Origin of the sequence: Maricaulis sp. (assembly GCF_030149515.1) — a bacterium.
Lineage (GTDB): Bacteria > Pseudomonadota > Alphaproteobacteria > Caulobacterales > Maricaulaceae > Maricaulis.
The window spans coordinates 81,653-102,833 of the sequence record NZ_JASBRI010000025.1; the positions used below are offsets into that span (position 1 = coordinate 81,653).

Below are 21,181 nucleotides of genomic sequence, written 5' to 3' on the forward strand. Positions count from 1 at the left end.
CGAGGCGCAGAACATTCCATACCGCCCCCTCGACACTGCGCGCTGACCCGGCTAACCCTTCCCGCAACACAATAATCCAAGGCGGGAGGTCCCCATGCTCGATACTCTGTTTTCCCTTGAAGGCCGCACGGCCCTGGTCACCGGCGGGTCGCGCGGGATCGGCGAGATGATCGCCGAAGGGTATGTGCGTGCCGGTGCGAAGGTCTACATCACCGCGCGCAAGGCGCCGGACTGCCTGGCAACGGCGGAGCGATTGTCTAAGCTGGGCCCGTGTATCGCCCTGCCCGGCGACGCGTCGGGCGCGGACGGGGCCAGGGCGCTGGCCGCGAAGTATCTCGAGCACGAGGACACGCTGGACATCCTGGTCAACAATGCCGGCGCTGCCTGGGGAGCGCCCTTCGACGAGTTTCCCGAAAGCGGCTGGGACAAGGTCATGGACCTCAATGTCAAGACGCCCTTCTTCCTGGCCCAGGCCCTGCATGGCGCCCTCAAGGCGGCCGCCTCGGCCGAACGGCCCGCCAAGATCATCAATATCGCGTCGATCGACGGCCTGTCGGTCAACATGATGGAGACCTATTCCTACGCCGCCTCCAAGTCGGGCCTGATCCATCTGACCAGGCGCATGGGCGTCGAGCTGGCCAAGGAACACATCATGGTGTCCGCCATCGCGCCGGGGGCTTTCGCCTCGAAAATGAACAAGGTAGCCCGCGACCATGGCGACGCCATCGCCCCGGGCATTCCCGCCCAGCGCATTGGCGAACCCTCGGACATGGCGGGTGCCGCCATCTTCCTGGCATCGAAGGCCGGGGATTATGTTGCGGGCTCGACACTGACCGTCGATGGCGGGGTCTCGCACACCCGCAGCGGCTTCTAGGGCCTCTGCCGGGGCCGCCGCCCTGCCGCGCCGACGGCACGCATGGCACCAAAAAAACGGGCGCCGGAGGTTTCTCCGGCGCCCGGCCTTTCCGGCGTTCGGATCGCTGCGGGGGCTTACTGCCCCATGCGGCGGATCTCGATCTCGCCCATGTCGAGTGCGCGGACGGACTCCTCGATTTCCGCGGCATCGCCGACGATGAGCCAGACCAGGTTTTCCGGATTCACCACTTCCTCGGCGGCGGCACGGATAGGGCCGAGTTCGAGGTTGCGGTAGCGCTCGGTGAGCGTGGCCGGATAGTTCCAGTCGCGGCCGTAGTTGAAGCTCGAAACCAGCGAGCCGCGCACGGCCGAAGCGGTTTCGAACTGGCCGGGCAGGGAGCGGGTCGAGTTGTTGATCGAGCGCTCCAGCTCGGCCTCGGTGGCCGGATTGGTGGAGGTGAATTCGTTGAATTCACGCAGCAGTTCCGACAACGAATCCGCTGTGCGGTCGGTCTGCACCGGCGCATAGACGATCCAGGGCCGCTGGCCACGGGCACCCCAGAGCAGCGTCTGGGCGCCGTAGGACCAGCCCTTGTCCTCCCGCAGATTCATGTTCACCCGGGCGGTAAAGGATCCGCCGATGGCGTCATTCATCGCAGAATAGACTTCCGGATTGTCGACCGTGCCTTCCGGACCGATCAGGCCGGCCAGGATGAGCGATTGCGGCGAGTTCGGACGATCCACGATGATCACCCGAGCGCTGCCGGAATTTTCCGCCTCGCCCATATTCTTCTCCGGCAAGGGGTCGCGCGGAGCACGCCAGCCGCGGAAGGCGCGTTCCAGCATCGGGGTGATCTCGTCCAGCGTCGTGTCGCCGACGATGAACAGGGTGGCATTGTCCGGCCGCAGCCAGGTGCGGTGATGGGCCACCAGATCCTCGCGGGTAAAGCCGGCGACATTGTCCGGCGTGCCCGACCCTGTAAAGGGCACCGAATAGGCATGGCCCTCGCCATACATTTCCGGTGGCAGAAGGCGCAGGGCAATGGCGATCGGATTGGCCATTTCCTGCTGGATGCCGTTGAGCGTCTGCTCGCGCACGCGCTCGATATCTTCGTCCGTAAAGGTCGGATCGGTGATGACGGTGGCCATCAGGTTCAGCGAGTCCTGAAGATTGCCGCTCAGGGCCGAGAGCGTCACCGTGGACAGGTCCAGATTGGCACCGGCGGAAAGATTGGCGCCCAGGCTTTCGGCCTCGGCGGCAATTTCCAGGGCGTCCATGCGGCCCGCACCTTCATCCAGCATGTTCATGGTGAAGGAGTTGAGGCCGACCTGCCCGCCTTGCGCGGCGTCGGCGGCGTAGCCCGCATCGAACACCATCTGCATCTCGACCACCGGAACCGCATCGCGGCGCACGAAGACGATGTCGACGCCGTTGGAGAGTTCTGCGGTTTCCACGGCCGGCCATTCCAGCTCCGGCGTCGTATCGACGACGGGCAGGGCGGAGCGGTCGGCATCGGTTTCCACCGACCGGTAGTCGCCGAAGGGCAGAACCGTGATCTCGTGCGAACCCGTGGTCAGCCACTCATTGGCCGTGGCCCGGATTTCGTCTGCCTCGGCGTAGTTGATGCGTTCCAGATAGGTGCGCCAGAAGCCCGGATCGCCGGCATAGAGCTCGCCCTCGGCCAGGGTGACGGCCTTGCCGCCGAACCCGCCGATCTGCTCCAGACCGCGCACCATGGCGGCGTTCGTCCGTGTGCGGGCAGCCTCCAGCTCCTCTTCGGTCGGGCCCTCTTCGAGCAGTTCCGCAACGATTTCGTCGATGCGGGCGGAGGCTTCAGCCGGGTCTTCGCCCGGATTCAGCGTAACCTCGATATGGAACTGGCTGGCCAGCTGATGCTCCTCGACATAGGCCACGGCGCGGGTTGCCACCTGGCGCTCGAAGACGAAGTCGCGATAAAGGCGCGACGTGCGGCCGCCGCCCAGGACGGTGGCGAAGAGATCCAGCCGGGCCCGTTCCTCGGTGATGCGGCCGGGCACGACCCAGGTGCGGTAGATGCGCGCCTGGGGCACGTCGTCATACATGGTTTCGGTGGTGTCGCGCTCGCGTTCGGGGATCCACTGATCCATGCGGGAAATGGGCGGACCGACCGGGGCATCGCCGAAATAGCGCTCGACAAGCGGCCGCGCCTCCTCGGCATCGATATCGCCGGCCAGGACGAGGACCGCATTGGAGGCGCCGTAATACTGGCTGAACCATTCGCGCACGTCCTCCAGCGAGGCAGCGTCCAGGTCTTCCATCGAGCCGATCGTGGAGTGGGCGTAGGGATGGCCTTCCGGGAAGAGTGCCCGCAGCTGCGAATACTCCACCAGACCGTAGGGCCGGTTGTCGCCCTGGCGCTTTTCGTTCTGGACCACGCCGCGCTGTTCGTCGAGGCGTTCCTGGTCGACCGCGCCCAGAAGGTGGGTCATGCGGTCGGATTCCATCCACAGCGCCATTTCCAGGGCCGGGGTCGGCACGGTCTGGAAATAATTCGTGCGGTCGAACCAGGTGGTGCCGTTCATGCCGGTTGCGCCGACCTGTTCGAACGGGCCGAAATAGTCGTCGTTGTAGTTTTCCGACCCGTTGAACATCAGGTGTTCGAACAGGTGGGCAAAACCGGTACGGCCCTCCGGCTCGCTGGCCGAACCGACCCCGTACCAGATGGAGACCGCGACAATGGGTGCCTTGCGGTCTTCGTGGACGACAACCGTCAGTCCATTGTCGAGCTGAAAGCGCTCGTAGGCGATATCGATATCGGGGACCTGCGCCTGTGCAAGACTTCCCCAGGTAAGCAGCGCCAGCGTGGCGGCCGCGAGCATACGAGGCATGAGCCCGTCCTCCCTCCCGGTTTCATAACAGGGTTGCAGGGTGCAATGCCCGGTGGCAACGGGTTAAGTAAATTCCCTGTAATGTACATTCCGGAGACCGTCAGAGGCCGCGCACGGCCGCAACGACGTTCAGGATCACGGCGGCGTTGAACATCAGGCCCAACACGCTGACCACGGCAGCAAATCCGGCCACGGCGGCCAGCATCAATGCCCGCAGGGGTATCATGGCGGCGGCGCGGGCGCGTTCAGGTCCTGCCCATTGCGGACGGGTCATGCGTTCCGTCAGGTCGCGGAAGCCGCCGCGGAACAGGCTGACCGTGACGAAGAGCCAGATCGCAACGCCAAGGACCGGAGCCGCCTTGAAAGCCAGTCCCATGCCGGGTACGGCCAGAAGGGCTTCGATCTCGTCCACGCGCCACACCTCATGTTCCAGAACGCGGACCGTCATAGCCTTTCCCCGGTCAGCGCGCTACATCGCAGACGCGACGGAAACGGTGCGCCCGAACGTTGAATTCCCTGAAACCAGGGATCGCGAAGGGTCCGCTGAAGGGGTTTGGCATGCATGAACTGAAGCGTTGGTGGGTCGTTGTGCTCGCGGTTGTGGCTGTGGGCGCAGCGGGATGGTGGCTCCTGGGCCGCGGCAACGCTGCCGCCGGCGAGGTCGTTATCGAGACCGATGCCGCGGCGATCGGCGATGTGCGCCGCATCGTCGCGGCGTCCGGCGCGGTACGGGCATTGGTGACCGTGGAGGTCGGCTCCCAGCTGTCCGGCCAGATCGCCGAATTGCTCGCCGACTACAATGATATCGTCGAGGCCGGCCAGGTGATCGCACGCCTCGACCCCCAGACCTATGAAACACGGGTGCGCGAGGCCGAGGCGTCGCGGGCGACGGCGGCCGCCAGCCTCGAACTCCAGCGCGCCTCGCTGGTTCGCGCCCAGGCGGCATTGCGCGAGGCCCGGCGCGAACACGAACGCATGGCGGCGCTGCGCGAACGCGGCACGGTGGCCCAGTCCGCCCTGGACACGGCCCAGACGGCGCTCGAGGCCGCCGAGGCCGATGTCGCCGTGGCGCGGGCCCAGATCACCAATGCGCAGGCCGTTCTGGCCCAGCGCGAGGCGACGCTGGAGGGCGCGCGCATCGATCTGGAGCGCACCACGATCCGCGCGCCGATCAGCGGCGTCGTGGTCGACCGCGCGGTGGATGTCGGCCAGACCGTGGCCGCCAGCCTGTCGGCACCGGTCCTGTTCACCATTGCCCAGGACCTCGGCCAGGTGCAGATCGACGCCCAGGTCGACGAGGCCGATATCGGCCAGATCGCGCGCGGCCAGACCGTGCGTTTCACAGTCGATGCCCATCCCGACACGGAACTCACCGGCGTCGTGGAGCAGATCCGCCTCGCACCGGAAACCCTGAATAATGTGGTGACCTATACCGTGGTGGTTTCGGCCGCCAATCCGGGTCAGCGCCTGCTGCCGGGCATGACAGCCAACATGGATATCGTCACCGGCGAGCGCACCGGTGTGCTCACCGTGCCTAATGGTGCCCTTCGTTTTCGCCCGTCGCCGGCGCTCGACGGGCGCACACGCCCTCTCGATGCGGCCGATGACGGTGCGCGGCGCGGTCCGGGTGGTGGCCAGGGCGGCGGGGCGGGCGGTCCCATGGCCCGCATGGCCGCGGAACTGGACCTGACCGAGCGCCAGCAGGAACAGGTGCGCGGCATCTTTATGTCGGTCATGGGCCGCGCGCGAGCCGCCAGCCAGTCCGGCGGCGATATCGACCGGGCCGCACTGCAGGCCGAGATCGCGCGCGAAATGGAAACCGTGCTCGATGCCGAACAACGGGTGCGCTACCGTGAGCTGCAGCGCGAAATGCGCGAGACCCGCATGGCGACCATCTGGGTCGAGGAGACCGATGGCCGGCTGGCCGAGCGCCGCGTGCGCCTGGGCATTTCAGACAGCCAGACGACCGAAGTCGCGGGCGGCGATCTGGCGGCCGGTGACGCTGTCGTGACCCGTGCGCGCGAGGTGCGCGAATGAGCGTCATGATCGAATGCCGCGATCTGGTGAGGACCTATGTGATGGGCGACCAGGTCGTGCGCGCGCTGGACGGGGTCAGTGCGGATATCGGGGCAGGCGAGTACATCGCCGTGACCGGCGCGTCGGGGTCCGGCAAGTCGACTTTCATGAATCTTCTCGGTGCGCTCGACCGGCCGAGCGAAGGCTCGCTGCGCGTGGCGGGCGAGAACCTGTCCGCCCTCGACCCCGACCGGCTGGCCGAGTTCCGCAACCGCACCATCGGTTTCGTCTTCCAGCAGTTCAACCTCCTGGCCCGCACCCCGGCGGTGGAGAATGCGGCCCTGCCGCTGCTCTATTCCGGTATCGTCCCTGCCGAACGCCGTCGGCGGGCGCTGGCGCGGCTGGAACAGGTCGGCCTGGCCGACCGCACCGGTCATCACCCGTCCCAGCTGTCCGGCGGCCAGCAGCAGCGCGTCGCCATCGCCCGCGCCCTGGTCAACGATCCGAAAATCCTGCTCGCCGACGAGCCGACCGGGGCACTGGACAGCCAGACCTCCGAAGACATCATGGCGATCTTCGACCGGCTCAACCGGGAAGGGATCACGATCATCCTGGTCACGCACGAGCAGGAGGTCGCCGATCATGCGCGGCGTCAGCTGGTCTTCCGGGACGGCCGGATCGTGGAGGACAGGCCATGAACAGTCTCGCCTCGCTGCGCGTGGCCCTGGTGGCCCTGCGCGTCAACGCCCTGCGCAGCGCGCTGGCCATGCTGGGCGTGATCATCGGCGTTGCCTCGGTCATCGTCCTGGTGTCGATCAGCGAGGGCACCAAGCAGGCCGTCGAGGAACAGATCGCCAGTTTCGGGGCCAACCTGCTGATCATCCGTCCGGGTTCGTCCATGTTCGGCGGCCGCCGCGGCGGGGCGGGCACGGCCGATCCGCTGACCGACGGCGATGTCGGGGCTATCCGCAACGAGATCGCGGGCCTGGCCGGCGTGTCGGGCGAGGTGTCCACGATGTCGACCGTGGTGTTCGGCGGCGTCAACTGGTCGACCCGCATCCAGGGTGTCAATCCGGACTATTTCGCCGCGCGCGGCTGGACGGTTGCAGACGGGCGTGCGTTTTCCGGAGCCGAGGAACAGTCCGGCCGGCGCTATGCCCTGGTGGGCCAGTCGATTGTCGAGGAATTGTTCGATGGCGCCGATCCGCTGGGGCAGGCAATCCGCATTGCCGGACATCCGTTCGAAGTGATCGGCACGCTGGAACGCAAGGGCGAGACGTCCTGGGGCCAGGACCAGGATGATGTGATCTTCGCACCGCTGAATACGATCCGGCAGCGTTTCGGGGCCGGTATCAGCGTCACCCAGCGCGACGCGGTGCAGACCGTCTATGCCGATATCGCACCGGGCGAATCCACCGGCCGCGTCATCGCGGACATCGAGAATTTGCTGCGCATCCGCCGCGATATTCCGCCCGGCGCCGAGGATGATTTCGTCGTCGGTTCGCTGGCCGAATTCATACGCGCCCGCAACGAGACCGAAAGCCAGCTGGGCCTGCTGCTGGCCGTGGGGGCCGGCATTGTCCTGCTGGTTGGCGGAATCGGCATCATGAACATCATGCTGGTCTCGGTGACCGAGCGTACGCGCGAGATCGGCCTGCGCCTGGCCGTCGGTGCGCGCCGGCGCGACATCCGCAACCAGTTCCTGATCGAAAGCATCGTTCTGTGCCTGGTCGGCGGTCTGGCCGGCCTGGTGGCCGGCGTGGCGGGAACGCTTGTCTATGCCGAGGTCGGCCAGCTGGAAATCGTTATCGATCCGGTGATCGTTGCCATCGCCATCGGGGCGTCGGGCCTGGTCGGGATATTCTTCGGCCTCTATCCGGCCCACCGTGCCTCCCGCCTGGATCCGATCGAGGCGCTGCGGTTCGAATAGCCCGGCTATTTGGCGGCGTGTTCGCTCACGTCCGGCGGAATTTCCGTCTCGCGGCCGGCGGCAGGCAGCGAAAAGAAGAAGGTCGCGCCCTCGCCCGGCTGGCTTTCCACCCAGACGGCCCCGCCATGACGTTCGACGGCCTGCCGCACGATCGCCAGTCCGATCCCGGTTCCCCTGTAGGCTTCGCGTGAATGAAGCCGCTGGAAAGGTGCGAAAATCTTTTCGGAGAATTTCTCGTCCAGTCCGATCCCGTTGTCGCTGACCGCGAAGACCCACAGGCCGTCGCGGCGTTCGGCGGCGATGCCGATCTCCGGAGCCTTGTCTTCGGCGCGGTATTTGACGGCGTTGCTGACCAGGTTCTGCAGAATCTGGATCAGGAGCGTCCTGTCGGCCTCGACGGTCGGGAGTGTTCCCGGGCGTATGATCGCGCCGCTTTCTGCGATGGCGGTTTCCAGTTGTTCGACGGCCTGTCCCAGGGCCTCGGACACATCGACCGGCTTGCGGTCGATGGGCTGGCTGGCGAGCCGGGAATAGGCCAGGAGATCGTCGATCAGCCTCTGCATGCGATGCGCCGCGTCGACCAGGAATTCCAGATGCCGGGTCCCGTCCTCGTCGAAGGTGTCGGTATAGCGCCGTTGCAAAAGGCCGGCGAAGGCCGCGATCTTGCGCAGCGGCTCCTGCAGGTCGTGCGAAGCGACGGTGGCGAAGCGATCGAGCTCCCGGTTGGAGCGTTCGAGCATCTCGTTCGCCTCGCGCAACTGGGTCACATCGGTCATCACGGCATAGCTGCGCAGGGGCCGGCCGTCCCTGTCGCGCTCCAGAAAGGAGGACAGGAGAACATCGATCCCGCTCCCGTCCTTGCGCAGGAACCGGTAGGGCACATTGGTATTGGTGCCGTATTTGAACAGGTAGGGCAGGGATATCTCGACGGCGCGCCTGCGGGATTCAGCATCGAGGAAATCGATCGATTTCCGGCCCACGACCTCGTCCCGCTCATAGCCGAGATAGGTTAGCCAGTAGTCCGAGACTTCGACAATGTAGCCGTCCGGATCGATGGTATGCATCATGGCGGGCGTGGCGCGGTAGATGCGTTCGAAACGTTCCCGCTTCTCGTCATGTTCCCGGTCGGCACGGCGTGCGGAATCGATGTTCCAGATCACACCGCTGGACACGACCGGCCGGCCGTCCCGGTCACATTCGACGACCGATCCGATATTGCGGTACCAGACCCATTCGCCCTTGTGGTTCTTCAGCCGGTACTCGTAGTCCGCCGTCTTTAGTTCGCCGGCAATGGCGCGCGACGCGATGCCTTTCAGATTGTCCCGGTCGTCGGGATGGACACGCGCGTACCAGTCGCTCATCGGCAGGGTGATCTCGGTGCCGGCAGCGAAGAGTTCCGGCACCAGGGAACCCCGGAAGGTGACCGTGTCGTCCTTGTAGCTGCGCCGCCATGTTCCGATCGAGGCCGCTTCGACGGCTTCCGAGAGCTGCTGGTCGCGCGCCTGCAGTGCCGCCTCCGTGCGTACGCGCTCGGAGATGTCGGTGATGAAGCCGGTCGCGATGACCGGCCGGCCCTGATCGTCCCGCTGGCTGATCCGGCCCCGGTTGTGGATGTGAATCCAGTCCTGCAATTCCGACCTGTACCGCACGACATAGTCGACATGGTCGCTCTCGCCGGAAACCAGCGTCTCATAGCAAGCGGTGCAGATGTGAAGATCGTCCGGATGAACCCGTTCGAGCCAGTCATTATAGCTGATCCGCGCATCGCGTGAGGGCAAGCCCATCATTTCCGCGATGACCGCTGTGATTTCGGCGACCTGGCTGTGCAGGTCCAGCCGCCACGCACCCTCGTTCGCTGCCTTCAGGGCATCGCGAAGGCGGGATTCGCTACGGCGCAAGGCCGTCTCCAGGCGGTGTTCTTCGGTGATGTCGCTGATCATGCCCGTCAGGCGTGCGGGATGCCCGTCGGGGGTCCAGTCCACAACGCGGCCCTGGGTTCGAAGCCAGACCTCGCTGCCGTCCTTCGCGATCATCGGGAAATCGCCGAACAGGCCGTTGATCACTGCAGGGTCGGTGTCCCGGGTAGCCGACTTGACGGCATCTAGAACCTGGTGGACGCGGTCGGTATCACCGGGCGGCGCGCGGTCCAGCCAGGCATCGAAGGACAGATCGGCCTCGTTCCCGCCAAGGCCCAGAAGCCGGACCACGAAACCGGAGAGGCGTACGCGGTTGCGCACCAGGTCGAAACTCCAGGCGCCCGTGTTTGCGGATTCATACGCTTCCTGCAGAAGGTCCTGGCTGATGGCGACCTGCTGCTCCAGCTGCTTGCGCTCGGAGATGTCGGTGATGATGCCTGCGGCGATCATCCGGCCATCCTCCGACGGCATCAGCCGGCCGCGGGATCGCAGCCAGATCCAGCTGTCGGTGCGTGCATCCAGAAGCCGGTACTCGGTGTCCATCGTGTCGGTCTGGCCGGCGGCAACCGCCTCGATCTGCCGGGCGACCTCGTCGCGCTGGTCGGGATGGGTCCGGTCGAGCAAGACCTGGCCGTCGATCTCCTCAGGCTCGTCGGGCAGGCCCAGCATGGCGCGAATCGGCCCGATCGGCGTGACGCGCATTGTGTCGGGCCGCAATTCCCAGACACCGCACGAACCCGCCTCGATGGCATTGGCCAGCTGGCGTTCGCGGTCTGCGAGCTTGTCCTCCAGCGCCTGACGTTCCGAGATGTCGGCGACGACGCCCGAGATGCGGAGAGGCGGCCCTTCGCGCGTGAACTCGGTGACGCGGCCACGCATGTGAAGCCAGCGCCATTCGCCGTCGGCCCGGCGCGCCCTGTAGGTCACGTCGAGCGAGGCGGTCGGCCGGTCCCGCAGGGCGTCAATGGCCGCGGCAACCTTGTCGCGCATGTTCGGATCGACCGTGTCGAGCCAGCGCTCGAGGCTGATCGTGGCATCGGTCGAGGCGATGCCGAGAAAGTCGTTGATGAAGCCGCGGGTCGAACCGAGTCCGGTGACCAGGTTGAGCGAGAACGCCCCCTCATTGGCCGAGGCGAGGGCTGCGCGCAGCTGGATGTCGCTCGCTTCCAGCTTGGCTTTCAGCGACAATTCGCCGGATACGTCGCGGACGACCAGCATGATGTCCGCGGCGGCGCCGGTCGGGTCATCCACAAAAACCGCAACGGTCTCGCCGTCGAAGATGCGGCCGCCCAGGGTGCGGTAGCGGCCGACGAACTGTGTTTCCGGGCGATCGGGGCGAAGGCCGAAGCGGGAGCCGGACAACGCGTCGAAATCGCGCGCATTGGCGAACAGGCTCTGTCCGCTCCGGCCGGCGAGCCCGGCGGCGTTCTGCCCAAAGAGACGGGTTGCCGCCGGGTTGAACGAGCGGACGCGAAGCTCGGGATCGAGCACGATGACCGCCATTGGTGCGCTCTGGTAGAGCGCACGCAGGACTTCTTTCGAACGCCCCGTCATGCGGTGACCCGGAAAACTGTCCGGCGGGTATGCAATTCCATGCGTGTGCGGTCCCAATCCGTACTGGCGTCATCTTGCAACAAGCGCAGCCGAAAGGGAAAGTTTTCTCGCCTGTCCATTACATCCCGCCGGTTTCCGCAGGCAGGCGCGCACGCCCGGGCATCCGGCGCAAGGGTCTTCGAGGGATTGTCTCGACCGTGAATGATGTCGAGGCTGGTCAAGGCGAAATCCGTCGATATGCTCGCCATCCCCGCTCTTGCTGGAGGAGTAGTGATTTGAAGAAGACCGCTGGCGTTCAGGATGATTCCGCACCGATATTGCAGGTCTCGGACCTGACGGTGAGTTTCGGTACACCTGACGGAACCGTCAATGCGGTCAAGGGCGTATCCCTGGAAATCCGGGCCGGCGAATGCCTGGCCGTCGTCGGCGAATCGGGGTCCGGCAAGAGTCAGACCTTTCTCGCAGCCATGGGCCTTCTGGCATCGAACGGCCGCGCCGACGGTTCGATCCGCTATCGCGGCCAGGAAATTCTCGGCCTGCCGCCGAAAAAGCTCAACAGCGTGCGCGGCCGCAAGATGACGATGATATTCCAGGATCCGCTGACCTCGCTGACGCCGCACATGCGCATCGGCGGGCAGATGCAGGAAGTCCTGGAAATCCATATGGGACTCAAGGGGCAGGCTGCCGAACGGCGTGCCGTGGAATGGCTGGACCGGGTCCGCATCCCGGAGGCGGCGCGGCGTCTGAAACAGTATCCCCACGAGCTTTCCGGCGGCATGCGCCAGCGCGTGATGATCGCAATGTCCATGCTGTGCGAGCCCGATCTCCTGATCTGCGACGAGCCGACGACCGCGCTCGACGTGACCGTCCAGGCCGAAGTGCTGGACATCATGGACGAGCTGAAAAGGGAAACCGGTGCGGCGCTGGCGCTGATCACCCATGACATGGGCGTTGTCGCCCGGATGGCCGATCGCGCCCAGGTGATGAAGGATGGTGTCTATGTCGAGGGCGGGCCGATCGAGGAGATCTTCTCGGCGCCCAGGGACAAGTATACCCGCATGCTGCTGGATGCCATGCCGCGTCTCGATCGCCCTGACCGGCCTGGCCATACGCCACTGAAACCGGTCCCCGACGCCGAAACGGCCGAACCGCTGTTGGCCGTGGAGGATGTGAAAGTCCAGTTCCCGATCCGCGTCTCCGGTGGTTTTCAGCCGCAATACAAGACCCTGCGTGCCGTGGACGGGGTCAGCTTCGACCTGCGCCCGGGCGAAACGCTGGGCGTGGTGGGTGAATCCGGCTGCGGCAAGTCGACCCTGGCGCGCGCGGTCCTGCGTCTGGTGCCGGCGACGGACGGCACAGTGTCCTGGATTGGCCGGGACCTTCTGGGTCTCAAGGCGAATGATCTGCGCAAGGCGCGCGAGGACCTGCAGATCGTCTTCCAGGATCCGCTGGCCTCGCTCAATCCGCGCATGACGATCGGCGCCTCGATCGAGGAGCCGATGCTGACTTTCCGCAAGTCGATGAAGAAGAAGGCGCGGACCGAGGCGGTTCGCGAGATGATGAAACGGGTCGGGCTCGATCCGAACATGATCAACCGCTATCCGCACGAATTGTCCGGCGGGCAGAACCAGCGTGTCGGCATTGCCCGCGCGATGATCCTCAATCCCAAACTGGTGATCTGCGACGAAGCCGTCTCGGCCCTTGACGTGTCCATCCAGGCCCAGATCGTGGAGCTTCTGATCAAGCTCCAGCAGGAACTCGACCTCTCGATGATCTTCATCTCGCACGATCTCTCGGTCGTGCGCGAGATCTCGCACCGGGTGATGGTCCTCTATCTCGGCCGTGTTGTGGAGATGGCCGACCGCGACCAGATCTATGAGGATGCGCGCCATCCCTATACCCGGGCGCTGATTTCGGCGGTGCCCGTGCCCGATCCGGCGGTGGAGAAGGCCAAGGTCCGCATCAAGCTGGATGGGGAACTGCCCTCTCCGATGGATACGCGTGCCCAGCTGCGCTTCATGAAGTCGAAACTGATCGACGATCCCGACGCCGAACAGTACCGCCCGCAACTGATCGAGGTGGCGCCGGGCCATTGGGTGGCCGAACACGATCCCGTTGACGAAGCCGCGCAGTGATCTGCAGGTCCTTGCGCTATTTCACTCGACTTGCGGCTGTGCCCCGCTAGGTTCGGCCGGGAGACCGAAGGGGAGAGGCCGATGCCCTCAGTGCGCGTAACCGACATGTTCAAACGGGTTCTGACCGGGGTCTGCCTGGCAGGTCTTGTCGCCTGCCAGCCGGCGCCGGAAGCGCCGGCTCCGGCCGACTACGCATTTGTGCATGAAGTGTCCGATCTGCCAGCTGATCCGGACATTCGCTACGGCGAACTGGACAACGGTCTGCGCTATGCCATCCGGGTCAACCAGACGCCGCCCAACGTTGCGTCGGTGCGCATGGTATTCAACGCCGGATCGCTGGCCGAGGCGGACGATCAGCGCGGTCTGGCTCATTTTATCGAACACATGGCGTTCAACGGATCGACCGAGGTTCCCGAGGGCGAAATGGTGCCGCTACTGGAGCGGCACGGCCTGCAATTCGGCCCCGATACCAACGCCTTCACGGGCTATGAAACCGTCGGCTATCAGCTGGATATCCCCGAGGTTGACGAGGAGACGGTGGATACCGCGCTTTTCCTGATGCGGCAGACGGCCAGTGAACTTCTGATGGATGACGAGGCGATCGATCGCGAACGCGGCGTCATCCTGTCCGAGGAACGTTTCCGCAATACGCCGATCCGGCGCTGGAACGATGCGCTCTGGCGATTCCGCCTGCCGCACACCAATGTCGCCGACCGGGATGCCATCGGTACCGTCGAGGTGATCGAGACGGCAGGGCGCGAGCGCTTCGTGGATTACTACGAGAACTACTATGTGCCCGACCGCGGCCTGATCGTGGTGGCGGGCGATATCGATCCGGACGTGATCGAGGCAAAGATCCGCGACCGGTTTTCCGGCTGGACCGGGATAGAGGACCCGCGCGGCGATCCGGAGGTCGGCACGGTGAGTCCCGACCGGCCGCTCTCGGTCGGCTATTTCCATGACCCGGAAATCTACACCATCTTCACGGTCGACGCCGTACGTCCGCACCGGGACGTGCTGGATACGGCGCAGACCCGTTTCGAGAACAATCTCGCCAGTCTGGGCGACCGCATCCTGTCGCGCCGCTTTGCGACCCTGACCAGTTCGGGCACCTCGCCGCTGATCCAGGCGTCGGCCAATCATACCTCCGATTTCGGCGTTGCCGACCGGGCCACCGTGCTCGCCGTGGCCCGGCCCGACCGGTGGCAGGACGCGATCGGCGCGGTCGAACAGGAATTGCGGCGGGCCCTGGAACACGGATTTACCGAGGCCGAGCTCGCCGAACAGATTGCCAATATGCGCACTGGCCTGCGCGATGCGGCAGACCAGGCCGGCACGCGCAGCAGTTCCAGCCTGGCCGACCAGATCTGGCAGAACTGGCGCCAGGACCAGGTGCTGACCTCACCCGCCTCGATGCTGCAGCGGTTCGAGGAAACGGTCGGCGACGTCACGGTCGAGGGCGTGAACGCGGCCTTCCGGGCCCAATGGGAGGGGGTGGAGCCCTTGCTCTTCCTGGCCTCGCCGATCCCGCTGGAAGATGCGGAATCGACCATCCGCGACGTCTGGGAGACCAGCGCGTCCCAGCCGGTCGAGCCGCCTGCTGCCGGTGGTGCAACCGACTTCGCCTACGGCGATTTCGGTCCGGCCGGCGCCGTCTCCGCACGCGAGGAAATCGGCGATCTCGGCCTGGTGCGCCTGCACTTTGCAAACGGCGTCGATGTAACCTTCAAGCGGACCGATTTCGAGGACCGTTCGATTCGTGTCCGCGTCGATTTCGGCCGCGGGGAACTCGAGCCGCGGGCCCTGGACGGGGTCGATATCGTGGCGGGTTCGGTCTTCACCTCTGCGGGGCTCGGCGCGCACAGCGAGGACGAAATGAACCGCGTTCTGGCCGGACGCAACGTAGGTTACGGCTTCAGTGTGGGCGATGACAGCTTCTCCTTCCAGGCCTCCACGACCCCGTCGGACCTGCGCACCCAGTTCGATCTTCTCGCCGCCTATCTCACCGACCCCGGCTGGCGCCAGGAAGGGCTGGAACAATTCCGCGCGGTGATCCCGGAAATCCGCCGCAATCTTCATGCCTCGCCTTCCGGCGTGTTGCAGGCCGAGGTGTCGCGGATGATCCGCTCGGGCGATCCGCGCTACGGTCTGCCCGCCCCGGAACATGTGGCGGCCGTCGACATGGATGCGATCCGCACCTTCCTGACGCCGGCGCTGGAGCGTGCGCCGGTCGAGGTGACCGTGGTCGGGGATGTCACCGAGGACGAACTTGTCGCCGCGCTGGCGCCCACGCTGGGGGCGCTGCCGGAGCGCGCGGCCGACTGGCCGGACTATGACGAGGCCCGCACCGTGCGCTTTCCCGACCCGGTGGACGAGCCTGTCGTGCTGCGCCACAACGGTCCGGACGACCAGGCGATGGCGAATGTCTACTGGCCGACTTTCGACGACAGCGACCGGCGCCGCACGCGGGCCCTGGCATTGCTGCGCGCCGTGTTCGATCTGAAGCTCACCGAACGCCTGCGCGAAGCAGAGGGGTTCACCTATTCCGCCTTCAACAACGATACGGCGTCGGACGTCTATCCGGGTTATGGCTATCTCTATGTCGGGGCCGATGTGCGCGTGGACGATGTCGATGCCACCTATGCCGCGATCGACGAGCTCGCGGCGGACCTGGCCGCCGGCGCGATCTCGGAAGACGAGCTGTTGCGGGCCCGGCGTCCGCTTCTCGAGCAGATCGAGAATGCCTTCGAGAACAACGGTGCCTGGCTCGGCTGGCTGTCCCAGTCCGTTACCCATCCCGAGCGTCTCGACCGGATCCGCGCCTTGAGCGAGGATTATGAGAGCATCACCCGCGACGAGCTTGTCGCCCTGGCGGAAACCTATCTCCAGCCCGGGCGCAGCTGGCGCGTCACGATCCTGCCGCAGAGCGGCGAATGATGTCCAAGGAGAGTTTCATGCAACGTTCGATCCTGGCCACCGCGGCAAGCGTGCTGGCACTGTCCGCCTGTTCGGCGCCGCCGCCGGCGAATGACGAGGAGGCCCTGGCGCGGGCGCGGGCCTGCGACACGCCCGAGAGTGCCGAAATCCCGCTCGCCGATGCGCCGGAAGAGGCGGGCGATGCCGAGGCGAATGCCGCTGCGGCCGAAGCCTATCTGGAAACCGTGCGCACCGGACGCTGCGTGTTCGAACTGGAAAACGGTCTCGTTTTCCGCATTCGCGATGCCGTCGAGGACGGTCCCTCGCCCGAGCGCGGCGATCTGGTCACGGTGCATTATCGCGGCCTGTTCCCGCACGGCGACGAGTTCGATTCGTCCTATGCCCGCGGCGAACCGGCGACCTTCCCGTCCGACCGCCTTATCCGCGGCTGGGTCGAGGCATTGCCGCTGATGCGCGTGGGCGAAACCTGGGAGCTGTACATCCCGCCGGCCCTGGGATATGGCGAACGCGGCACCGGCCCGATCGGCCCCAACCAGGCCCTGGTCTTCCAGCTGGAGCTGATCGACCTGCCCGGCCATGAGGACGAAGACAGCGACGGCGACGGGTAACGCGCATTCTCCGGCGGCCAATCCCCGTCTCTTCCGGGGAGACGGGGATGGCGGACCCTAGCGTGACAGGCGCAGACCGGTCAGGTCGCCGGCGATCATTTCGAACGCGTCTTCCAGGGCCTCGTCCGAGGGGGAGTCGAAATAGAGGCTGGAGTGCGAGGCGCAGTTTCGCATCAGGTCGCGCGTCGAGGACGAGGAGACCTGGAAGGTGATCGTGTAGACCCGGATGCCCAGAGACTTGGCATAGTCGCAGGCCGCTTCGGTGCGGTCGTCGAGGGCCCGGGACAGGACGCGCCTGCTGGACGAGCGCACGCCCAGCCGGCCGTCCACGGCATAGCCATACGCCTCGTAGTCGGACATCAGGTCGGTGTTCCGCCCGGACATGACATTGTCGCCGTCGGTGAGGATGACCATGGCCTTGATCACCTCGTCATCGGCATAGGACACGCCCTCGGTGAAGGGTTCGCCCGGGGAGATCACGCGCACGCCCCAGCCGATCCCGTTGGGAATATTCGTCGTACCGCTGGCGTCCATGTCGGAGATGGCGTTCTCGATCTGGCGCCGGTTCGTGGTGAGCGGGGTGACGGGCGTGGTCGTGCAGGACCGGTTGGTCCGGTATTCGGAGGTCCAGGCGCCGTCATACTTGAGAAGGTTGCGCAGCCGCTCGGTCACGCCGCCGCCGATACCGTCGGACAGGTAGTCGTTTGAATATCCGCCGATATCGGGTTCGTCGGGCGAGAAATAGGGTACGAACAGCGTGGCCGGATTGCCGACCGACGGCGGGGTGTCGTCGATATCGTAAGGCGGAAGGCGTGCTTCCACGCAGCCCTGCCAGGCCGCATTGCGGACCTGGTCGAACAAGTCCCAGTGATTGACCCGGATTTCCTCGGTCTCGCAGCGGCGGCCACCCCGGCCGCGGCCGCGGCCCCGGCCCGTGCAGGTCTCGACCTCGACGGTTCCGCCCGCCCACTCGGCGTGCTGCGGGGACAGTGCGTCGGGATCGAGCCACCAGACGCGCTCGTGCTGCGTGCCGACATTCACCGTGGCCGCAAAGGGGACGAGGCCGATCCGGACATCGCCGGTCTCGTCGGCGGCCTCGAACAGGATTTCGGTGAGAAGTTCGGCGCTGCTGCGCAGCGAGCGAATCTTCGATCCGCCCATGGATCCGGTATTGTCGAGCACCATGACGAGTTCCAGCCGCTGACGCGCGCGCTGCACTTCGCTTTCCCAGTGTACGGTGATGTAGTCGATGCCGGCGAGGCCCAGCATGGTCGTGCGCACGCGCGCCTCGCCGCGCACCGTGACCGTGTCGCTCTCGTCGTCGATCGAGACCGTGACATTGGTGACCGTCCCCAGCTCCCGGCCGGGATAATTGGCGGCAATGAAATCATTGGCGATGTCCAGGGCGTCGTCGTTCGACAGGCTGGTGTTCACGCCGACAGCCAGCGCGGCTGCATCAAGTGCCTGGGCCAGGCGCGAGCGTGCATTCATCGCCTGGCTCAGATCCACAGCCCCGCCGGACAACAGCGTGACCGGAAGCAGGGACAGGGCGAAAATCATGGCCACATTGCCCCGGCGGTTGCCGAGGAAGCGGGCCAGGGTTTGAAACAGCCGTGACATGGCCATGAGCGGGATCCCGTCAAAATCCCTAAAATGCTAGCGGTTCGGAATTAAGGCGGCGTTATGGTGCAAGGTATTCAAACGGTTAATGCCATGCTTCAGGGTGGCGGGGCCGGGATCCGTGTTCAGGCAGGACGGACAAGTACGGTCCAGGCATCCTGCCGGTCCTGACCGGACAGGGACAAGGATCCAATCTCGCACACTGCATGACGTCCCGCGGCAAGATCGCCGACCGCCAGTTTGATGTCGTCCTCCGCCATCGCAGCGTCGAGCATCGAGCGCATCCGAAAGGCGTAGACGTCGAGGGTCCGGGCCTGCGCTGCAAGCCAGTCGCGAAGCTGGCGGGGATCGAAGCGCTGCCGCCGCTGCACAAAGTCCGAAAGGTCCGGCACAAGCATGTCCAGATAGGCCTTTGCCGGGGAGGGCGGGGCGCGCCTGCGTGCCTGGTCGGCTACGTCCGCCGCTGCCCGAAATGTCATATAGTGCGTGTCGAAACCGGCTTGCGCCGCAGCCCCCCGGTCCAGCTGGTATCCGGTTTCCAGCACGCGTTCGCACTTTTGCAGAAGCTGGGTGTCCGCCACGGTGTCAAGCAGGTCGAGGCTGGACCGGTTCTCCTGCCAGATTCCGCTGTTGCGGCGATGTATCACGGCGTGAAAGCTGCCGCTGCCGGCAAGGACCCGGGCCGCTTCGCAAAACGCTGAGCGGCCCGCATACTCCAATCCGAATTGACTCACCACCAGGGCGAAACGGCCGGACGCGAACGGGAGTCTTGCCACATCTCCGACAAGTCCGCAGCCGGTATGCCGGGCGGCCGCATCCGAAAAGTCGACCCCGAACACGTCTGGTCCGCTGTCCGTGCCGGCGGCCAGCCGGCGACGGGCAAGGCGGATGACAGAACCGGTCCCGCAAGCAAGTTCGAGCATCGGGCCTGGCATGCCGGATGCGGAATGGTGTGCCAGGATACCGTCCCAGTGACGTTCCAGCTGTCCAATGATGGACCGGTTCCGGAGGGCCTGATCGGGCGCCTCGGCCGCCCCCGTTTTCCAATAGCGGTTCCATGCATCACGGCCGCCTTGCCGGTCTTCACCAACGATCTTCGTGCCCTGCATGCTCCACCGCCGGTTTCCTGGCGCGGCCGTTCTTTGCGGCGGCAGCCCTACCGGACCAGTTCGGTGAGAGGGGCGGAAAGGTTACAGGCGAAGCTGAATTCGTTGCCGGGCATCCGCCGGCGCTAGCGCGAGAGGCGCAGATTGGTGAGATCGCCCGCAATCATCTCGAAGGCGCTGCGCAAGGCCTCTTCGGAGGGGGAGTCGAAGTAGAGATAGGGATTGCTGGCGCAGTCGCGCATCATGTCGCGCGTCGAGGTCGAGGAAACCTGGAAGGTGATGGTGTAGACGCGGATGCCCAGGCCTTTCGCGTATTCGCAGGCGGCGGCGGTGCGTGCGTCGAGTTCGTTGGCCAGGGTGTGCGAGCTGGACGAGACCACACCCAGGCGGCCGTCCCGTGAATAGGCATATCCGGAATAGTCGGAATAATTCTCGTTGCCGCGGCCCCGCATCACATTCTCGCCGTCGGTAAGCACCACCATCGCCTTGATGGTCTCCTCGTCCCCGAAGGCCGTGCCGCCGGCGAAAGGCTCCTGCGGGGAGAGCACACGCACGCCCCAGCCGATACCGATCGGAATATTGGTCGTGCCGCTCGCGATCATGTCCCCGATCGCCTCGTCGATCGTAGCGCGGTTGTTGGTCAGCGGCGTGATCGGCCGGGCGCTGCAGCCCCAGCCCGGACCGGCCCCGGATATCCATGCATTGGTGTATTTCGGCGTATTGCGCATGCGCGCACGTTCGTCATAGCCGCCCATCCCGTCGTCGAGATAGTCGTTGGCATAATAGCCGCGATCGGATTCATCCGGCGCGAAATAGGGCACGAAGAGCGTTTCGGGATGGTTCGGATCGGGCAGCGTATCCTCGATATCGTGCGGGATGGGGCGAGCCTCGACACAGCCCAGCCAGTCGCGATTGCGGATCGTGCCGTAAATGTCCCAGCGATTGGCCGGGGGATCGAAATTCTCGCTGTGCACGGGTGACAGGCCATCCGGGTCGAGCCACCAGGCCCGTTCGTACCGGTCGCCCACATTGACTGTCGAGGAGAAGGGCACCAGGCCGATCCGCAGCCGGTCCGGATCGGCACCCTCGAACAGGATATCGGTCAGCAGAAGTCCGGCCGAGCGCAGGCTGGATATCTTCGACCCCGACATCGAGCCGGTATTGTCCAGCACCATGGCCAGTTCCAGGCCGCGCCGTGCCCGCTGAACCTCGCTTTCCCAGTGAACGGTCAGGTTGTCGATGCCGATCAAACCGAGAAACCTGGTCTCGATACGGGCTTCCGCGCGCACCGTGACGCGGTCGTTGACGTCATCGAGATCGACCGTGAGGTTCTGGATTGTGCCGATCTCGCGCCGGGGATAATTGGCCATGACAAAGTCCAGCGCCATCTCTTCGGCGTCTTCCTGACCGATCGATGTATGCACGCCCACAGCCAGGGCCGCCGCGTCGAGCGCGCGCGACAGGCGGGTGCGGGCATTCATCGCCTGGTTCAGGTCGACGGCGCCGCCGGACAATACGGTGACCGGCACCAGCAAGAGGGCGAAGATCATCGCCACATTGCCGTTCCGGGCCCGGCCGAACGCTGGGAGGTATCGCAGAAAACGCTGGATCATGAGCCCGTTTGCCCCGTTGGAAC

Annotated in this window: 13 protein-coding genes; 7 read left to right on the plus strand and 6 right to left on the minus strand. The window is 65.5% G+C overall.

Annotated features, from left to right (window positions below; translation table 11 throughout):
• Positions 1–94 precede the first annotated feature (94 nt).
• Positions 95–874: an SDR family oxidoreductase gene (locus Q1U94_RS12115; protein ID WP_300545013.1), complete on the plus strand. Its 780-nt coding sequence runs from the start codon at positions 95–97 to the stop codon at positions 872–874.
• Between the two features lie 116 nt (positions 875–990).
• Here Q1U94_RS12115 and Q1U94_RS12120 read toward each other — a convergent pair whose 3' ends face one another.
• Positions 991–3,723: a pitrilysin family protein gene (locus tag Q1U94_RS12120; protein ID WP_300545016.1), complete on the minus strand. Its 2,733-nt coding sequence runs from the start codon at positions 3,721–3,723 to the stop codon at positions 991–993.
• 100 nt (positions 3,724–3,823) lie between these two features.
• Positions 3,824–4,171 carry a hypothetical protein gene (locus Q1U94_RS12125; protein WP_300545018.1) on the minus strand — a complete coding sequence of 116 codons (348 nt, stop codon included), beginning with the start codon at positions 4,169–4,171 and terminating at the stop codon, positions 3,824–3,826.
• 110 nt (positions 4,172–4,281) lie between these two features.
• On the opposite strand from Q1U94_RS12125, the gene Q1U94_RS12130 reads away from it, so the two are divergent.
• From Q1U94_RS12130 to Q1U94_RS12140, 3 genes are read left to right on the plus strand one after another with little or no spacing between them, the layout of a single operon-like run.
• Entirely contained in the window at positions 4,282–5,760 is a 1,479-nt protein-coding gene (locus Q1U94_RS12130; RefSeq protein WP_300545021.1) for an efflux RND transporter periplasmic adaptor subunit, read from the plus strand.
• Positions 5,757–6,437 (plus strand): ABC transporter ATP-binding protein, encoded by a 681-nt coding sequence (locus tag Q1U94_RS12135; RefSeq protein ID WP_300545024.1) that lies wholly within the window; start codon positions 5,757–5,759, stop codon positions 6,435–6,437. The genes Q1U94_RS12130 and Q1U94_RS12135 overlap by 4 nt, the downstream gene beginning before the upstream one ends.
• Complete coding sequence (locus tag Q1U94_RS12140; RefSeq protein WP_300545027.1) at positions 6,434–7,669, plus strand: ABC transporter permease; 1,236 nt, start codon at positions 6,434–6,436, stop codon at positions 7,667–7,669. The genes Q1U94_RS12135 and Q1U94_RS12140 overlap by 4 nt, the downstream gene beginning before the upstream one ends.
• A gap of 5 nt (positions 7,670–7,674) precedes the next feature.
• Here the strand turns inward: Q1U94_RS12140 and Q1U94_RS12145 are convergent, their stop codons facing one another.
• Positions 7,675–11,139 carry a PAS domain-containing protein gene (locus Q1U94_RS12145; protein WP_300545029.1) on the minus strand — a complete coding sequence of 1,155 codons (3,465 nt, stop codon included), beginning with the start codon at positions 11,137–11,139 and terminating at the stop codon, positions 7,675–7,677.
• 275 nt (positions 11,140–11,414) lie between these two features.
• Here Q1U94_RS12145 and Q1U94_RS12150 point away from each other — a divergent pair, with 275 nt between their 5' ends.
• The 3 genes from Q1U94_RS12150 (at position 11,415) to Q1U94_RS12160 (ending at position 16,819) form a co-directional block, all read left to right on the plus strand.
• Positions 11,415–13,274, plus strand: a complete 1,860-nt coding sequence (locus Q1U94_RS12150; protein WP_300545031.1) for an ABC transporter ATP-binding protein — start codon at positions 11,415–11,417, stop codon at positions 13,272–13,274.
• Positions 13,275–13,355: 81 nt separating this feature from the next.
• Positions 13,356–16,211: a M16 family metallopeptidase gene (locus Q1U94_RS12155; protein WP_300545034.1), complete on the plus strand. Its 2,856-nt coding sequence runs from the start codon at positions 13,356–13,358 to the stop codon at positions 16,209–16,211.
• Between the two features lie 17 nt (positions 16,212–16,228).
• Complete coding sequence (locus tag Q1U94_RS12160; protein WP_300545036.1) at positions 16,229–16,819, plus strand: FKBP-type peptidyl-prolyl cis-trans isomerase; 591 nt, start codon at positions 16,229–16,231, stop codon at positions 16,817–16,819.
• Positions 16,820–16,876: 57 nt separating this feature from the next.
• On the opposite strand, the gene Q1U94_RS12165 is transcribed toward Q1U94_RS12160, so the two are convergent.
• From Q1U94_RS12165 to Q1U94_RS12175, 3 genes are all read right to left on the minus strand, one after another.
• On the minus strand, positions 16,877–18,445 hold the full coding sequence (locus tag Q1U94_RS12165) for a TadE/TadG family type IV pilus assembly protein (RefSeq protein WP_300545039.1): 1,569 nt from the start codon (positions 18,443–18,445) through the stop codon (positions 16,877–16,879).
• Positions 18,446–18,564: 119 nt separating this feature from the next.
• A complete protein-coding gene (locus Q1U94_RS12170) occupies positions 18,565–19,548 on the minus strand; it encodes a class I SAM-dependent methyltransferase (protein WP_300545041.1) in 984 nt (327 codons plus the stop codon).
• Positions 19,549–19,670: 122 nt separating this feature from the next.
• Positions 19,671–21,158, minus strand: coding sequence for a TadE/TadG family type IV pilus assembly protein (locus Q1U94_RS12175; protein WP_300545044.1), 1,488 nt, complete (start codon positions 21,156–21,158; stop codon positions 19,671–19,673).
• Between the last annotated feature and the right edge of the window lie 23 nt (positions 21,159–21,181).

Bases quoted from the DNA above. Each gene is read 5' to 3' on its own strand.
- Q1U94_RS12140 (WP_300545027.1), top strand. From the start codon at position 6,434: ATGAACAGTCTCGCCTCGCTGCGCGTGGCCCTGGTGGCCCTGCGCGTC.
- Q1U94_RS12120 (WP_300545016.1), bottom strand. From the start codon at position 3,723: ATGCCTCGTATGCTCGCGGCCGCCACGCTGGCGCTGCTTACCTGGGGA.
- Q1U94_RS12170 (WP_300545041.1), bottom strand. From the start codon at position 19,548: ATGCAGGGCACGAAGATCGTTGGTGAAGACCGGCAAGGCGGCCGTGAT.
- Q1U94_RS12125 (WP_300545018.1), bottom strand. From the start codon at position 4,171: ATGACGGTCCGCGTTCTGGAACATGAGGTGTGGCGCGTGGACGAGATC.
- Q1U94_RS12160 (WP_300545036.1), top strand. From the start codon at position 16,229: ATGCAACGTTCGATCCTGGCCACCGCGGCAAGCGTGCTGGCACTGTCC.
- Q1U94_RS12145 (WP_300545029.1), bottom strand. From the start codon at position 11,139: ATGACGGGGCGTTCGAAAGAAGTCCTGCGTGCGCTCTACCAGAGCGCA.
- Q1U94_RS12115 (WP_300545013.1), top strand. From the start codon at position 95: ATGCTCGATACTCTGTTTTCCCTTGAAGGCCGCACGGCCCTGGTCACC.
- Q1U94_RS12175 (WP_300545044.1), bottom strand. From the start codon at position 21,158: ATGATCCAGCGTTTTCTGCGATACCTCCCAGCGTTCGGCCGGGCCCGG.
- Q1U94_RS12155 (WP_300545034.1), top strand. From the start codon at position 13,356: ATGCCCTCAGTGCGCGTAACCGACATGTTCAAACGGGTTCTGACCGGG.
- Q1U94_RS12135 (WP_300545024.1), top strand. From the start codon at position 5,757: ATGAGCGTCATGATCGAATGCCGCGATCTGGTGAGGACCTATGTGATG.
- Q1U94_RS12165 (WP_300545039.1), bottom strand. From the start codon at position 18,445: ATGGCCATGTCACGGCTGTTTCAAACCCTGGCCCGCTTCCTCGGCAAC.
- Q1U94_RS12130 (WP_300545021.1), top strand. From the start codon at position 4,282: ATGCATGAACTGAAGCGTTGGTGGGTCGTTGTGCTCGCGGTTGTGGCT.